This is a genomic window from Gallaecimonas zhanjiangensis (assembly GCF_057624825.1).
This window is the reverse complement of record NZ_CM172603.1, coordinates 1791807-1806146: the sequence shown is the minus strand read 5'-3', so window position 1 is coordinate 1806146 and position 14340 is coordinate 1791807. Positions and strand designations below refer to the sequence as shown.

Annotated in this window: 15 protein-coding genes; 14 read left to right on the top strand and 1 reads right to left on the bottom strand. The window is 49.0% G+C overall.

Annotated features, from left to right (window positions below):
- Positions 1–58: 58 nt before the first annotated feature.
- The 10 genes from AC22G1_RS08525 to AC22G1_RS08480 all read left to right on the top strand — a co-directional run bounded on the left by AC22G1_RS08525 (position 59) and on the right by AC22G1_RS08480 (position 11193).
- Positions 59–976: an AraC family transcriptional regulator gene (locus tag AC22G1_RS08525; protein WP_487316377.1), complete on the top strand. Its 918-nt coding sequence runs from the start codon at positions 59–61 to the stop codon at positions 974–976.
- 83 nt (positions 977–1059) lie between these two features.
- The gene (locus AC22G1_RS08520) at positions 1060–1932 is read left to right on the top strand and encodes a 3-hydroxyacyl-CoA dehydrogenase NAD-binding domain-containing protein (RefSeq protein ID WP_487316376.1); all 873 of its coding nucleotides are present in this window, start codon (positions 1060–1062) and stop codon (positions 1930–1932) included.
- A 92-nt stretch (positions 1933–2024) separates the two neighbouring features.
- Positions 2025–3956 carry an exoribonuclease II gene (locus AC22G1_RS08515; RefSeq protein ID WP_487316375.1) on the top strand — a complete coding sequence of 644 codons (1932 nt, stop codon included), beginning with the start codon at positions 2025–2027 and terminating at the stop codon, positions 3954–3956.
- Positions 3957–4093: 137 nt separating this feature from the next.
- Positions 4094–4852 (top strand): DUF2076 domain-containing protein, encoded by a 759-nt coding sequence (locus AC22G1_RS08510; RefSeq protein ID WP_487316374.1) that lies wholly within the window; start codon positions 4094–4096, stop codon positions 4850–4852.
- A gap of 181 nt (positions 4853–5033) precedes the next feature.
- Complete coding sequence (locus AC22G1_RS08505) at positions 5034–5417, top strand: hypothetical protein (RefSeq protein ID WP_487316373.1); 384 nt, start codon at positions 5034–5036, stop codon at positions 5415–5417.
- A 450-nt stretch (positions 5418–5867) separates the two neighbouring features.
- Positions 5868–6467 (top strand): hypothetical protein, encoded by a 600-nt coding sequence (locus tag AC22G1_RS08500; protein ID WP_487316372.1) that lies wholly within the window; start codon positions 5868–5870, stop codon positions 6465–6467.
- A 154-nt stretch (positions 6468–6621) separates the two neighbouring features.
- The gene (locus AC22G1_RS08495) at positions 6622–7563 is read left to right on the top strand and encodes a HamA C-terminal domain-containing protein (RefSeq protein ID WP_487316371.1); all 942 of its coding nucleotides are present in this window, start codon (positions 6622–6624) and stop codon (positions 7561–7563) included.
- 2 nt (positions 7564–7565) lie between these two features.
- Complete coding sequence (locus AC22G1_RS08490; protein WP_487316370.1) at positions 7566–9764, top strand: DEAD/DEAH box helicase; 2199 nt, start codon at positions 7566–7568, stop codon at positions 9762–9764.
- Positions 9765–10125: 361 nt separating this feature from the next.
- On the top strand, positions 10126–10557 hold the full coding sequence (locus AC22G1_RS08485; protein WP_487316369.1) for a hypothetical protein: 432 nt from the start codon (positions 10126–10128) through the stop codon (positions 10555–10557).
- 279 nt (positions 10558–10836) lie between these two features.
- Entirely contained in the window at positions 10837–11193 is a 357-nt protein-coding gene (locus tag AC22G1_RS08480) for a hypothetical protein (RefSeq protein WP_487316368.1), read from the top strand.
- 217 nt (positions 11194–11410) lie between these two features.
- On the opposite strand, the gene AC22G1_RS08475 is transcribed toward AC22G1_RS08480, so the two are convergent.
- Positions 11411–11947 carry a hypothetical protein gene (locus AC22G1_RS08475; protein ID WP_487316367.1) on the bottom strand — a complete coding sequence of 179 codons (537 nt, stop codon included), beginning with the start codon at positions 11945–11947 and terminating at the stop codon, positions 11411–11413.
- Between the two features lie 204 nt (positions 11948–12151).
- Between AC22G1_RS08475 and AC22G1_RS08470 the strand changes: the two genes are divergently transcribed.
- The 4 genes from AC22G1_RS08470 (at position 12152) to AC22G1_RS08455 (ending at position 14305) form a co-directional block, all read left to right on the top strand.
- A complete protein-coding gene (locus AC22G1_RS08470; RefSeq protein WP_487316366.1) occupies positions 12152–12571 on the top strand; it encodes a GFA family protein in 420 nt (139 codons plus the stop codon).
- Between the two features lie 74 nt (positions 12572–12645).
- Entirely contained in the window at positions 12646–12861 is a 216-nt protein-coding gene (locus AC22G1_RS08465; protein WP_487316365.1) for a hypothetical protein, read from the top strand.
- Positions 12858–13550, top strand: coding sequence for an aspartate/glutamate racemase family protein (locus AC22G1_RS08460; protein WP_487316364.1), 693 nt, complete (start codon positions 12858–12860; stop codon positions 13548–13550). The genes AC22G1_RS08465 and AC22G1_RS08460 overlap by 4 nt, the downstream gene beginning before the upstream one ends.
- Before the next feature lie 20 nt (positions 13551–13570).
- Positions 13571–14305, top strand: a complete 735-nt coding sequence (locus AC22G1_RS08455; protein WP_487316363.1) for an NYN domain-containing protein — start codon at positions 13571–13573, stop codon at positions 14303–14305.
- The last annotated feature ends 35 nt before the right edge of the window (positions 14306–14340 follow it).

The following is a 14340-nucleotide window of genomic DNA, read 5'->3' as shown; positions in this document are numbered from 1 at the left end:
AACGAAAGACGCTCCATGCCATATAGTCCGCATAACATTATCTATCGTCCGAGGCGTTATGGACCCGCTTTCCGATGTGCTGAGCCTGCTCAAACCCCAGAGCTACCTCTCTGGCGGTTTTGAGGCCAAGGGCCCTTGGCGTATCCAGTTTCCCGACCAGCAAGGGGCCATCAAATGCGCGGCGGTACTTAAAGGCCAGTGCCAGCTGGCCATCGAGGGCTTTGCCGAGCCGCTGCACCTTAATGAAGGCGACGCGGTATTGCTGCCGGGCGGCAAGCCCTTTGAGATGGGCAGCCGGCTGGATATCCCTTCTCTAACCGCTCAAGAAGTCTTTGGCGGTGGCCGCGAAGGGGCAGTAACCCGCGTTAACGGCGGCGGGGAGTTTGCCATGGTCAGCTGCCGTTTTGTGCTGGCCAGCCGCCACGCCCGCACCTTGCTGGCTTTGCTGCCGGGGCGGGTGCATATCCGCAAAGACCAAGACAGCGCCGCCCTGCCCTGGGCCATGCAGCGGATGATGCAAGAAATGCAGGCGCCTCAGCCCGGTAGCTACCTGATGCTGCACCACCTGGCGCACATAACGCTGCTGCAAGCCCTGCGCCTGCATCTAAGCGACGGCGCCCTTGATAGCGGCAACTGGCTGGCCGGCCTTGCCGACCCCATGCTGCGCCTTGGCATCAACGCCATGCACCAAGATCCCGCCCGGCGCTGGACCTTAGCCGAGCTGGCGGCCAAAGCCTGCATGTCTCGCTCCACCTTTGCCCTGCGCTTTAAGCAAGTGGTGGGGGACACCCCCATGGAATACCTGGCCCGCTGGCGCATGTTAAAGGCCGCCGACCGCTTGGAGCACGGCACCGACACCTTGGCCTGCATCGCCGCCGATCTCGGCTACGGCTCGGAAAGCGCCTTTAGCAGCGCCTTTAAACGGGTGATGGGCTGCGCGCCCCGGCACTTTAATCGCGGCCGCCCCGCGCCCTGACGCCACGGCTGCCCGCCCCTTCGAACTTGTGCTACCGTATAAATCGAACATAAGTACGATAATCGCACAAAGAGGTATGCAGCATGTCCATCGTGGCCGTTATCGGCGCCGGTACCATGGGTACCGCCATTGCCGCCTTGCTGGCTGGTAGCCAGCATCAAGTTACCTTGATTGACCCCATCCCCGAGGCCTTGGCCAGGGCCAAAGCCCGCCTGCCGGATACCGTTAATTGCCAGGCGGCGCTCACGGCTGCCGCCGATGCCGAGGTGGTGATTGAAGCGGTGCCGGAGCAAATTGGCCTAAAGCAGCGCATTTTTGCCGAGCTGGAAAAGGCAGTCAGCGCGCAGTGCATTTTGGCCACCAACACCTCGGGGCTGTCGGTTAACGCCATCGGCGAGGCCCTTAGCCACCCCGAGCGCTTTGTGGGCATGCACTTTTTTACCCCTGCCGACATCATTCCTCTGGTGGAAGTGATTCGCCACCAGGCCACCACCGACAGCGCCGTTGAGAAGGTGCTGGCCCTGCTACAAGGCTTGGGTAAAAAGCCGGTGGTGGTGCAAAAAGACATTCCCGGTTTTATCGGCAACCGCCTGCAACACGCCCTGGCCCGCGAGGCCATGTCGCTTTTGGAAAAAGGCGTGGCCAGCAGCGAAGACATCGACTTTGTGGCCCGCTGGGCCCTTGGGGTGCGGCTGGTACTAACCGGGCCGCTGGAGCAGCGCGACGTAAACGGCCTTGACGTGCACCACGCCATTGCTGGTTACCTTTATGAAGACCTTGAAAACACCACCGCGCCGCTAGCCATCCTCTCGGACAAAGTGGCCCGTGGCGAGCTGGGGGTAAAAAGCGGCCAGGGCTTTTACCCTTGGCCCGAGCCACAGGCCAGCGAGGCCTCTGCCACCCGCGCCAAACGGCTGGCCGCCTTGGTGCAATGGCTGGATAACCAGGGGGCCTAAGCCCCCTTTTCTTTGCCTTATAAAGACCCTTTTCGTATAGTGGGCGGGTTTTTATCCGGCCCGGTTGCCGGCTCACCTACAGAGCAAGCTTGATGTTCAAAGACAATCCGCTGTTGGCCCAGCTTAAGGCCGAGATCCGCGAAAACCTCAAGACCGTGGAAGGCACAATCAAAGCCTCGGACAAAGGCTTCGGCTTTTTGGATGCAGACGGCAAAGAATCCTATTTCGTGCCGCCGCCCTACATGAAAAAAGTCATCCACGGTGACCGGGTACGCGCGGTGGTCCGCAGCGAAAAAGACAAAGACGTGGCCGAACCCGAGGCCCTGATCGAGCCCTTCTTGACCCGCTTTGTAGGCCGCATTCAGCAGCGCGACGACCGCCTCTACGTGGTGCCGGACCACCCCGTTATCAAAGACCGCATCCGCTGCCGCCCCGCCAAAGGCGTGAAGGGCGAGTTCACCAACGGCGACTGGGTTGTGGCCGAGTTAAAGCGCCACCCGCTCAAGGGCGACATGGGCTTTAGCGCCGATATCATTGAGAAGATCGCCGGCACCGGCGACGGCTACGCCCCCTGGCATGTCACCCTGGCCCGCCACAATCTGCAAAAGTCCGCCCCTGAATTTAACGGCGAGCTGCACCTGATTGATGGCCTGGAACGCCAGGACATGACCCACATTCCCTTCGCCACCATCGACGCCGCCTCCACCCAGGACATGGACGATGCCCTGTGGATTGAGAAGGTCGAAGGCGGTTACCAGCTGTGGGTGGCCATTGCCGACCCAACCGCCTACGTAGTGGCAGGCTCCGAGCTCGACAAAGCCGCCGAGCTGCGCGCCTTTACCGTTTACCTGCCGGGCAAAAACGTCACCATGCTGCCAGAAGTGCTGTCTGACGATCTGTGCTCCCTCAAAGCCGGTGAAAAGCGCCCTGCCCTGGTGGCAAACCTGTTTGTGGCCGACGACGGCACCCTGGGTGACGACACCGAGTTCACCCCGGCCTGGATTGAGTCTCGCCACAAGCTCGTTTACAACAACGTGTCTGACTGGCTGGACGGCACCGGCGACTGGCAACCGGCCAATGAAGACGAAGCGGCCACCATCAAACTGCTGCGCGACTTCACCGAAGCCCGCACCGCCTGGCGCCAGGCCCACGCCCTGGTGTTTGGCGACCGCCCCGATTACCGCTTCGAGCTGGACGAAAACGGCAATGTGGTGACCGTACACCGCGAAGAGCGCCGCATCGCCAACCGCATTGTTGAAGAGTCCATGATCGCCGCCAACGTGGCTTGTGGTGAATACCTGCGCCGCCACGGCGGCATCGGCGTTTACAACGTGCACAACGGCTTTGAAGACGAAAAAATCGAAGACGCCAAAGCTCTGTTGGCCCAGCATGAAGTGCCGGTAGACATCGAGCAGGTACACACCCTCGAAGGCTACAGCGCCATGCGCCGCTGGCTCGACGGCAACAAAAAGCAGTTTTTGGACGGCCGCCTGCGCCGCTTCCAAAGCTACGCCGCCATTACCCTGGAAGCCGGCCCCCACTATGGCCTGGGCCTTACCGCCTACGCCACCTGGACCAGCCCCATCCGTAAATACGGCGACATGGTTAACCACCGCATCATCAAGGCCATCCTTGAAGGCAAGCAGGTGACCAAACCCAACGACCGCCTGGCCGAGCATCTGTCCGAGCACCGCCGCCTCAACCGCCTGGCCGAGCGCGACATGGGCGACTGGCTGTACGTGCGCTGGCTGGCCCCGCAAGCCGGAGCTGACACCCAGTTCGACGCCGAAGTCATTGATGTAAACCGTGGCGGCATGAAAGTGCGCCTGGTGGATAACGGCGCCGTGGCCTTTATCCCCGCCTCGCAGATCCATGACGTAAAAGACGAGTTGGACGTTAACTTTGAAGCCGGTACCGTGCTTATCAAAGGTGAAGAGAGCTATAAGCTTGCCGACATCATCAAGGTGCAGCTCACCGAGGCCAACGAAGAAACCCGCTCACTGGTGGCCAAGCCCGCCAAGTAAGCAACCCAAGATGAAAAACCGGCCTTTTGGCCGGTTTTTTTGTTGCCCGAAAAGAGAAAGGGCGTTTCACAAAGACGGGGAACCCAAGCCTTTGCCCAGCGTCATAATGAGTGACCTCCATTGCCTAGGAACGCAGTATGGACAATGACGCTAACCGCCTGATTGACAGCCTTTTTAGCCGCATTAACCAAGCCGAACAACAAAGCGGCAGCCGCGACGCTGCTGCTGAATCGCAAATCAACAAACACCTTATCGCCCAACCGGCGGCGCCCTATTACATGGCCCAGACCATCATCATGCAAGAAGCTGCCCTCAAGCAGCTCAAAGCCAAGGTAGAAGCCCTTGAGCAGCAGCAAAGCCAAAGCGCTCCCGCTTCCGGCGGCTTTCTGGCCGGGCTCTTTGGCGGCGGCCACAGCCAAAGTCAAAACGCCCCGCAGCCCCAGGCAGCATCAAGCTGGAGCCAAGCCGGTAGCGGCCCGCAGCCGGGCAACAACGCCTACAGCCAGCCCCAACAGCCCGCCGCCAGTGGCTGGGGCCAACGCGCCCCCAGCTTTTTGGGCGGCGCCCTGCAAACCGCCGCAGGGGTGGCCGGTGGCGTGGTGATTGGCGACATGCTGATGAACATGTTTAGCCACCACAACCCCACCGAAATTGTCGACATCATCGATGAAAGACCCGCAAGCGACCCCAGCGCCGCCAATAACCTGGGCAGCAACGACGCCGCCAATAACCTGAGCGGCAACGACACCGCCACCGACCCTGGCAATAACGGCTTTGACAACAGCTCGGACGGCTTTCAAAACCAGGATAACGGCTTTGGCCAAGACAACGGTTTTGGTAACGACGATTACGGCAACGACGACTTCGGCGGTTTTGACGACGACAGCTTCTTCTAACCCCTCCCCCAAAGGCAGCCCAGGCTGCCTTTTTCATACCCTGGTCTTTTCCCCTGTTTACCACATCACTTCAATGGGTTAGCTTATTCAAGCGCAAGGCATATCTGGTCGATTCATTTAGGCTTGTGCCAAGCGTCACTCGGCAAGCATCACCTGCGCCGAGCAGACGGCTGAAACAAGGATGGATACAGCTCTGAACACAAAAGGGACTTTGGATAACCGCATTCCAAGGGCGGTAGCGTCGCCGCCACCCGCCTTAATTAAATCGCAACATCATGATAAAAAAGGGATTAATCCAGTTTTGCTTCGGCGGATTGTGCCTTTAATGCCGGTACTCGCACCGGCAGGCGCCCTACTTTTGTTTTCGCCAAAAGTCAGCGGGGCTGCCCAACCAAAAGCACCGTCCATGTTGACTGCGACCATCCATGGTGGTCAGGCCCAACTCGGCCATCCAGGGCCTCGCGCTCAGCTGCATGAAAGCAGCGCTTTCATTTCGAGTTTCGCCCTTGTCTCAGCTGCCCCTCCACGTCAGCTCGCGGACAAGCCGCTCGCGCTCACCCGCTAAAATCAGTCCACCGGACTGATTTTTTAACGCGCTCGCCCCGTGAGCAAAGCGCTCCACTTAACGGGCAAAAGAGCAGGTGCCTTCGTTAGCGTTTTTGTAGTGTGGGTGTTTAGAGGGTGTGCCCTTACGTTTTCTGTTTTTATATACAGCGTATCTGTTGCACCTATCTCAACAGGGCTATTGTGACAACGCACTAGGCTCGCTTTTACTGGAACGACCAGTAATAAGTTGCTAAAAAATAATATGATTTAACTCATCCGACGTGATGATAACGAGCGCATGTCTCGCATAAAAACGCGACCGCTCGGTTTCATTGAGTCAAAGAAACTGTATGAGAAGATAATGAAAAGGGATATCAGTTGGTTAGCATAACAAATGGCAACTGATCTGATGAGTGACAGCGAGCGCGCTCGCTAATAAAACTGTTAAATGCCAAGGAGAAATTTGAGTATGCCGGAAGTATCTGAAATAGCTGTTTGGCCTTTAGATATAAGGATTGTTGCAGCATTGATAGGTGTTTTTGCTTACATTCTAGCTCAAATGGCAAACGCCTTTTTTGTATCCCTCAGAGATAAAAAGCAAAAAGAAAACGAAAAGAAAGACATTGCTCTATTTGCTAGAGCTGAATTGATTAATGTCAAAAGACATCAAGAAGCTAACGTTATAAAGCTCGATAGCATTATTGATTCTGATAGTTATGGTCAAAAAATTGATTACGATAAACTAAAGCTCTCAGATAATGGTCTAATAGCTTTAGATTTAGCTAAAATATATGTTTTAAATCAGGAGTTAGCGCAGGATTTGTTAAGGTTCTCATTGTTTTGTAGAAATAATGAACTAGAAATTTCCAATACTCATGAGTTAATTATGGGTGGCAGTTCCAATTCAGAAAAGTCAAAATCGGTGGAGCAGTTAAGGGATAGGCTTCTTCAAACTATAAAAATTTCTACCGAAATATCAGAACAACTTTTCGATTATAGTAAATCACCTAAAAAATATGATCGTAATGGGGTTTTTTGGTCGGATTCATTGTTCAAATTGAAGAAATAAGCATTTAACAAACGCCTCAACAAAGGACGCAAAAAAGCTTGACTTGCGTCACTTCGTTCCTATTTTTAGCCAGCTTTTTGCGCCTGTTAGGCGGACGTTAAACGTCTTTGTGCAAAACCTCTAGATCATTAATTAACAATATTATGGAATTTATATGGAAAATGGACCATTCGGTTCAAGGAATGTAATTGAATCGAAAATATCAGAAGACAAGCTTAAGAGCTTTTTAGTTGGTTTTGATTTAGATGATGGTGGAGTTAGCAAATATAGGTGGTCTCAACTTGTAACAAAAATCACAAATGTAATCCATGAATTTTCATTTGGATTTCATGAAGGTACAAGCACTGAAAACACACAAACTCTTGAAAAAATTATTGAAGCTGCAAATTCAATTTATAAAATCGATGAATTTCAGAAAGTAAGAGATATTTATAAAAACAATGGTCATATTGACGATGAGCTTGATGATAAGTATCTCAGAAGAGGAGAGTTCGGAGAGCTAATTCTTCATTTAATATTAAGAGATCACTTCAATACAATACCTCTTCTCTCTAAAATATATTTTAAAGACTCGCTTGGTCATACAGTGCATGGCTTTGATTGCGTACACATTGAACCAGAATCAAAAACGCTATGGCTAGGAGAATCCAAGCTCTATCTTGATCCGAAGCGTGGATTGAGCGAACTCATAAAGGACATAGAAGAGCATTTTAAAGTTGATTACTTAGATTCAGAGTTTGGTTTAATTGCAAAGAAGATAAAGCATTTTGACAATATACCTGAATCTGAGCATTGGAAAAAATTATTCTCATCATCAACAAAGCTTAAAGACAAATTAAACGAAATCTATATTCCATTGTTATGCACATATAGTTGCGACTTGTTTTCAAAGTACGATGATGAAGGCAATCCTAGCTTTATTGATGAGTATGAGAATAAGATCAGGGAGTTACAAAAATATTTTAATGACAGAAACAATCATCCACTGAAGTCAAGATTACGAATAATAGTAATACTTCTTCCTGTCCAGTGTAAGAAAACTCTTGTAAAAAAATTGCACCATAAACTCTCTCTATTACAATCTGTTGGAGAGTAGAAATGACTGAAATGCTAGAGAAAATCCAAACAGCAACTGAATTCAATAGTTCAGAAACATTTGATATTTATCGTCATTGTGCAGCAGCTTTGATTCAAGATGAAGAAGAAGGTATTAATCTTTTAATTCACGTATTAAATTCAAGGGAAAAGTTTTCAAATTCACTGGATGAAATGTTAGCTGACTTGGTAGAATCTATCGGCTTCTACCCATACCTAAAAAAAGAAAGATTAAATCTTTCATCAACCAGTTCCAGAATCAGACAAATAGCTAGTTTATCTTCAAACATACAAGATAAGTATTTTCACGAAGAACAAAAATATGTTCTCGATTTATTGAACTCAGATAAGAATGTAATTGTAAGTGCTCCTACAAGCTTCGGAAAAAGTCTGCTCATTGAGGAAATTGTTGCATCTTATAAATATAAGAATATTGTTGTAATACAACCAACATTGGCGTTATTAGATGAGACCAGAAAGAAACTCTCGAAGTATGAAGAAAATTACAAAATAATAGTTCGAACATCACAAGAAGCATCTACTGAGAAAAGTAACTTATTCCTTTTAACCTCAGAGAGGGTTAACGAATACCAAAACTTGCCAGACATTGATTTTCTTATCATTGACGAGTTTTATAAATTAAGTTCAAAGAGAGACGATGAAAGATCGGATTCTTTGAATAATGCATTTAGATATATTCTAGAAAAATTTAACCCTAAGTTTTATCTGTTAGGCCCTAACATAGAGGGTATATCTAAAGGGTTTGAAGAAAAGTATAATGCTGTTTTTTACAAAACAAACTATAGCCTAGTTGGGTGTGATGAAATTGATATATACCAAGAACACAAAGGTAAATTCGGTGCGCAAGGAGAAAAGAAAAAGTATAAGGAAAGAGTACTATTTGACTTGCTATATGACCTCAAAGAACAGAACACTATAATCTATTGTTCGTCCCCAGCTAGAGCCAGATATTTATCAGCTGAATTCTTAAAATACTTGATCGAAAAAAGTGAGCCTCCTCGAAATCGTGATCTTTCAATCATAGATTGGATAGAAACCTATGTCTCAGAAGACTGGACTCTTGTTGATTGTTTAAAATATAGAATTGGAGTTCACGATGGTGCTTTACAGAAACACTTAACATCATCGATCATTGATTATTTCAATAGCGGAATATTGAAGACTCTATTTTGTACAGCAACAATAATCGAAGGTGTCAACACAACTGCAAAAAATGTAGTCTTTTTTGATCACAAGAAAGGAAGAAATACTCCAATTGACTTTTTTGATTACTCAAACATTAAAGGTAGAGCCGGACGGTTAATGGAGCATTATGTTGGTAGGATATTCAATTTCAACCCAACACCCAAACATGACCAAATATATATTGATATTCCTTTCTTCGAGCAAAACCCTATTTCAGATGAAGTACTTATAAATATCAATAATGAGAATATTCTAGATAAGGAAAGTGAGCAATATCATTATTTATCAAAAATTCCAGAAAACGAAAAGGAGATTTTTTCTAGGAATTCTCTCTACATTCGAGGCCAAGATTCGCTAATCTCAAGAATCAGACAAGACATAAGAGAAAACTATGAGTTGATATGTTGGGATTCCACCCCAAGATACAGACAACTTGAATATTGTTTAGGACTTGCTTGGGATTACCTTATAAAACCAGGCGAAAATGTTAACCCAATGACAAAGAAAAAAATTGTTAAGATTACTTTTGACTATGGGATCAATAAAAGCATCATTGAATTAGTAAAAAACAACTTTGTTTATAAGAAAAAACTCGAACGCTATGATAGTTGGAGTGACAAAGAAATACTCGATGAATCAATACGAGATAGCTTTCAGATTTTGCGTCACTGGTTTCAATATAAAATTCCAAAATGGTTGCTTGTTGTAAATGAACTTCAAAGATTTGTTTGCAGTGAGCTTGGTGTAAGACCGGGAAATTATACATTTTATGCAAGCTCAATCGAAAGTGACTTTGTTCGAGAAAACCTTACCATCCTTGCCGAGTATGGTGTCCCAAGGTCAGCAATAGACAAAATAGAAAAATATATAGATAAAGATCTCAATCAAGATTTGGTAATAAAAGAAATTATCAATAAAAAAATACATGAAAAGCCTGAGTTCTTAAGCTACGAGCGTGAAAAATTAATATCCAACTATACTGAAATAGACGTTTAATAAGTGACTGTGGTGTTCTGTGGACCTCACCCGCTTTAACGGACACGCATCGCTAACTCACCGAGAGGAAGTCGATGCCTGCTTACAAGACCGGAAAACGCACTCAGCAGTACAGCCTGGAGTTCAAGTAAGAAAAAGGACACCCATCTTATGAGCAACCAAAATTCTAGCTCTTCACATTGCATCGACAGTGCGGCATTCATCAGCCTTGAAGGTGTTTTCTTCATCCGATAGCGTACTTTCCATTAAAAATATTTTTACAGCCAATTAATAAAAATCACGTGTCCGTTTTATCGGGTGAACATCAGCTGGCTAGGTTGTCAGGTGATTGAGGCGTTATGCACAAAGAGGAATTAAAAATATGTATAAAATTACTGCTATCACTCCACTTGTCGCTGAAATTGGAAACGACTCTAATGGTGAATTTATACTTGCCACAACTGAAGTCCTCATGGAGCTAAATGGCAAAGTCTATAATCCTGATTTTGGAACTATTTCTGAATTCATTGAATATGATGGACCGACGCTAATTCAAGTTGGCCCATCAATAGTACTAAGATTAAATCCCGAAACTAACTTTCTCGAAGCTATCTCAGTATTTCATGTTGATCGTGAGTTAAACAAGACTGAATTGGCTTCATTTGTAGACTCATATGATGGGCAAATGTCTGACGGTTTTGGTTCTGGAATGAATCAAGATTTAAGTTCGGATTACGAGCCAAATTTTGAAGTATATTGGCTCTATAATAAAAATTTAGGCTCAAGAGTTTTGCAGGAAAAAGTTGCTCTATAACAAATAACTGTGGAAAAATAACACGGGACCCCCTTCTTCTGAGCAACCAAAAGTCTAGGTTTTCGTATTGCATCGACAGTGCGGAATTCATCAGCCTTAGAAGGTGTTTTCTTCATCCGATAGCGTGTTTTTCCATTAAAAATGTTTTTTATTTTTACAGCCAATTAACAACAACTGCGTGTCCGTTTTATCGGGTTAATATCACCTTCGGCCATGTGCAAAAAGCCGCACAAAAGGCGCCAGTAGGCTCCGGCAGTTGAGGCGGGTGTTAGAGGTCATATGTACGGAATACCAAAGGAATTAAATCTTGATGTTATGGCAGGCTCTGAATGCACCCAAATCAGAGTTGGGCAATTTGATATCCAATTTACCTTTGGTGAAGTCAACTTCGCAGTCCAATCCAAAATCAGCTTATTTAAAAAAGAAGTAGAGGTTGGATTTTGGGAAGAAGGGAAATGGCCTGATAGTGTTTTCTACGAAATAATGAATGTACCGGTCGAATCTGTGCGAATTTATGGTGCAAGGACAATAGTTATTAACCTAGAAGGCGGCCTATCCATTCATCTTTGTGATAGTTCAGAACAATTCGAAACAATGAAAATTTCAATTGGTGAGAACGACCCATGGATCATCTAAAAACCCTCTAACAAGTGACTGTTGCATTCTTTGGACTTTACCCGCTTCAGCAAACACGCATCACTCACCAAGCATAAGCCACTCCCCGCTTACAAACGCAGGAAAACACTGCCTTAAACTCAACAATTTGGTAAGCATGGTTTTTAAAATCACCGCAGACCTAAACTGAAATTGGCAAGGCAGACATAAGAAAAGCCCCTTTACGGGGCTTTTCTATTTACCGGCTCCCTACCGGCACCATGATGTGGGCGTAGGGGGTGCCCTTCCACATCACATAGGGGCCGCCGTTTGCCGGATCGGTGGGTAGGGCGTCCAGCATGGCTTGGTCAGGAGTGATGATCATCAGGTGCGGCCCTTCCTTGATCCATTGGTTGTCGGCCGTTGGCCCTTCGGCGAAAGGGTCGGTGTTACTGGCACCGCCGTCACCGGCCAGCATGTAGGAAATACCGATGGCTTTGGCGGTAAAGGGCTTTTTATTCATCCAGGCGTCCGCCCATTCCATCCAGGCGGCGTCCATGCACATGGGGGCGGTGCCCTGTAATTGCGGCGGCGTGGGGAAGCAGGTGTAGCCGCTATCTCCCTTTTGCAGCACGTTTTTATTCCAATCCACCACCGTGACCTTATCGCGAAGGGTGGGCGGCGCCGCGCTAAGGGCGTCTTGCAATAGGCTGGCGCTGTCGTCGCCGGCGTAAACCGGCAGCAGACAACCACTGGCGACCAGGGTGGAAGTAAGCAAAATCATTTTAGTATTCATGGTGTTGCCCCAATTATTCCAACCGGAAAATGGCGCAACTAAGTGTAGTTAATGAAAGTTTAGCAACTTATAATATAAGCCTTCTAGCGCGCCGCTTTTTAGCGCAGAAGCCTCTATTGACTCGTCGCCTTTCACCCCTTTCCTGCTGGCTCCCCTCTACACTCAACCCGCTATGCTTGGCTCAGGTTTACCCAGGTGACATTTATGGATTCTTTAAAAACCCCCTCATTACTGACGCTACAAGGCAGTTGCCTGTGCGGCGCCATCAGCTTTGAGGCGAAAGGCGCCTTTACCGGCTTTTATCTTTGCCATTGCCAGCATTGCCAAAAAGACACCGGCTCGGCCCATGGCGCAAACGTGTTTTTGATGGATGCCACCATAGAGTGGCTAAAAGGCGTGGCGGCGCTCACCACTTATACCCTGCCCGGCACCCGCCACAATAAAAGCTTCTGCCAGCATTGCGGCTCGGCGCTCCCCACCCTTAACGGCAGTAATTTACTGGTGCCTGCCGGTTGCCTGGATAAGGCCCCGCCCCTTACCCCCACCGCCCATCTTTTTACCGCCAGCATGGCTGAATGGGAGCCGGCCCTTGGCGACATACCGCGCTTTAAGGCGCTGCCTTAATAGGGCGCGGCCCGCCTTGCATTTCACGGCCCATCTACGGTTAGATAACAAAAACGCTAATCCAAGGACTTGTTATGGCAATCAACGCGACGCTTCTTGGCCAGTTTCTGGCGGTATTCGTTCCGGTGATGGGAGTGCTCTGTTACTGGGTTGCCCGTGGCAAGGTTAAAAACCCGGTGGTTGCTGGGTTCCTTGGCGCCATTGCATCGGTGTTACCGGCAGCTGGCCTGGTGTACTTGGCCATCTTATTGTTTAAAAAAGAGCTGCCCCGCGCTGAGGTTGCCCAATGAAGACCATCGGCCTGATTGGCGGCATGAGCTGGGAGTCTACCGCCAGCTATTACCGCGCCATCAACGAAGGCGTAAAAAAGCGCCTTGGCGGGCTGCATTCAGCCAAAATCGCCCTCTACAGCCTGGACTTTGCCGACATTGAATCGCGCCAGCACCAAGGGGATTGGGCCGGTACCGCCACCTTGCTGCAAGATGCGGCCAGCAAGGTACAAGCCGCTGGCGCCGAGTTGGTGCTGATCTGCACCAACACCATGCACAAGGTGGCAAGCGACATAGAAGCGGTGCTTGACGTGCCACTGCTGCATATCGCCGATGCCACAGCAAAAGTGTTAAAGGCCAAAGGCATCAGCAAGGTAGGCCTGCTGGGCACCGCCTTTACCATGGAGCAGGATTTTTACCGCGCCAGGCTAACCGAGGGCTTTGGCATTGAGGTGCTGACCCCACCGGCGCCAGAGCGCGCCCTGGTGCACCAGGTTATCTACCAGGAGCTTTGCCAGGGCACCATCAACCCGGACTCCAAAGCCCAGTACCTTGGCATTATCGAGGCCTTGGCCGCCCAAGGGGCCGAGGGAGTGCTCCTTGGCTGCACCGAGATTGGCCTCTTGGTAAACCAGGCCGACACCCAGGTGGCACTTTTTGACACCGCTCTTATCCACGCCCAGGCGGCCGTTGACGCAGCCCTTGGCTAGCCAAACCCCAAGAGGCAGGGATGCCCATGAACAAAGCCGAGAAAATCGCCCTCTTTATTGACGCCGACAACGCACCCGCCGCCAAGATAGACAAAGTGCTATCCGAGCTTGCCCGCTATGGCGTGGTTAACATTCGCAAAGCCTACGGCAACTGGAAAAGCCCCACGTTACAGCGCTGGGAAGAGCTGCTCCATGAATTTGCCATTCAACCGGTGCAGCAATTTGATTTAACCAAGGGTAAAAACGCCACCGACATGGCATTGGTGATTGATGTTATGGACGTGCTTTACACCAAAGACATCGACATCATTTGTTTGGTGTCGTCTGACTGCGACTTTACCCCGCTGGTTACCCGCACCCTGGCCGACGGTAAGTTCGTTATCGGCTTTGGCGAACGAAAAGCCCCCAGTGCCTTTGTAAACAGTTGCTCGCGTTTCTTATATCTCGATGACCCCGCCCCTGCCGAGCAACCGGCTCCCAAGCCCGCCAAAAGCATCAAAAGCGATACCAAACTGATTAACATGCTGCGCCAAGCCATTGAGTCAGTAGAAGAAGGTGACGGCTGGGCACAGTTGGGTGCTGTGGGCACCCATATTTCAAACCATGCCTCTTTTGACCCGCGTAACCACGGCTTTAAAAAGCTCAGCGATCTGTTTTTGGCTATCGACTTGTTCGAAGTAAAAAAATCCAACAAGAACGTGATGTGGGTGCGGGATCTCAGAAAAGTGCGGGCACTGCCCAAAAAGGCGTCCTGAGCCTCGACACTTTGTTAAACAAAAAGCCCGTATTC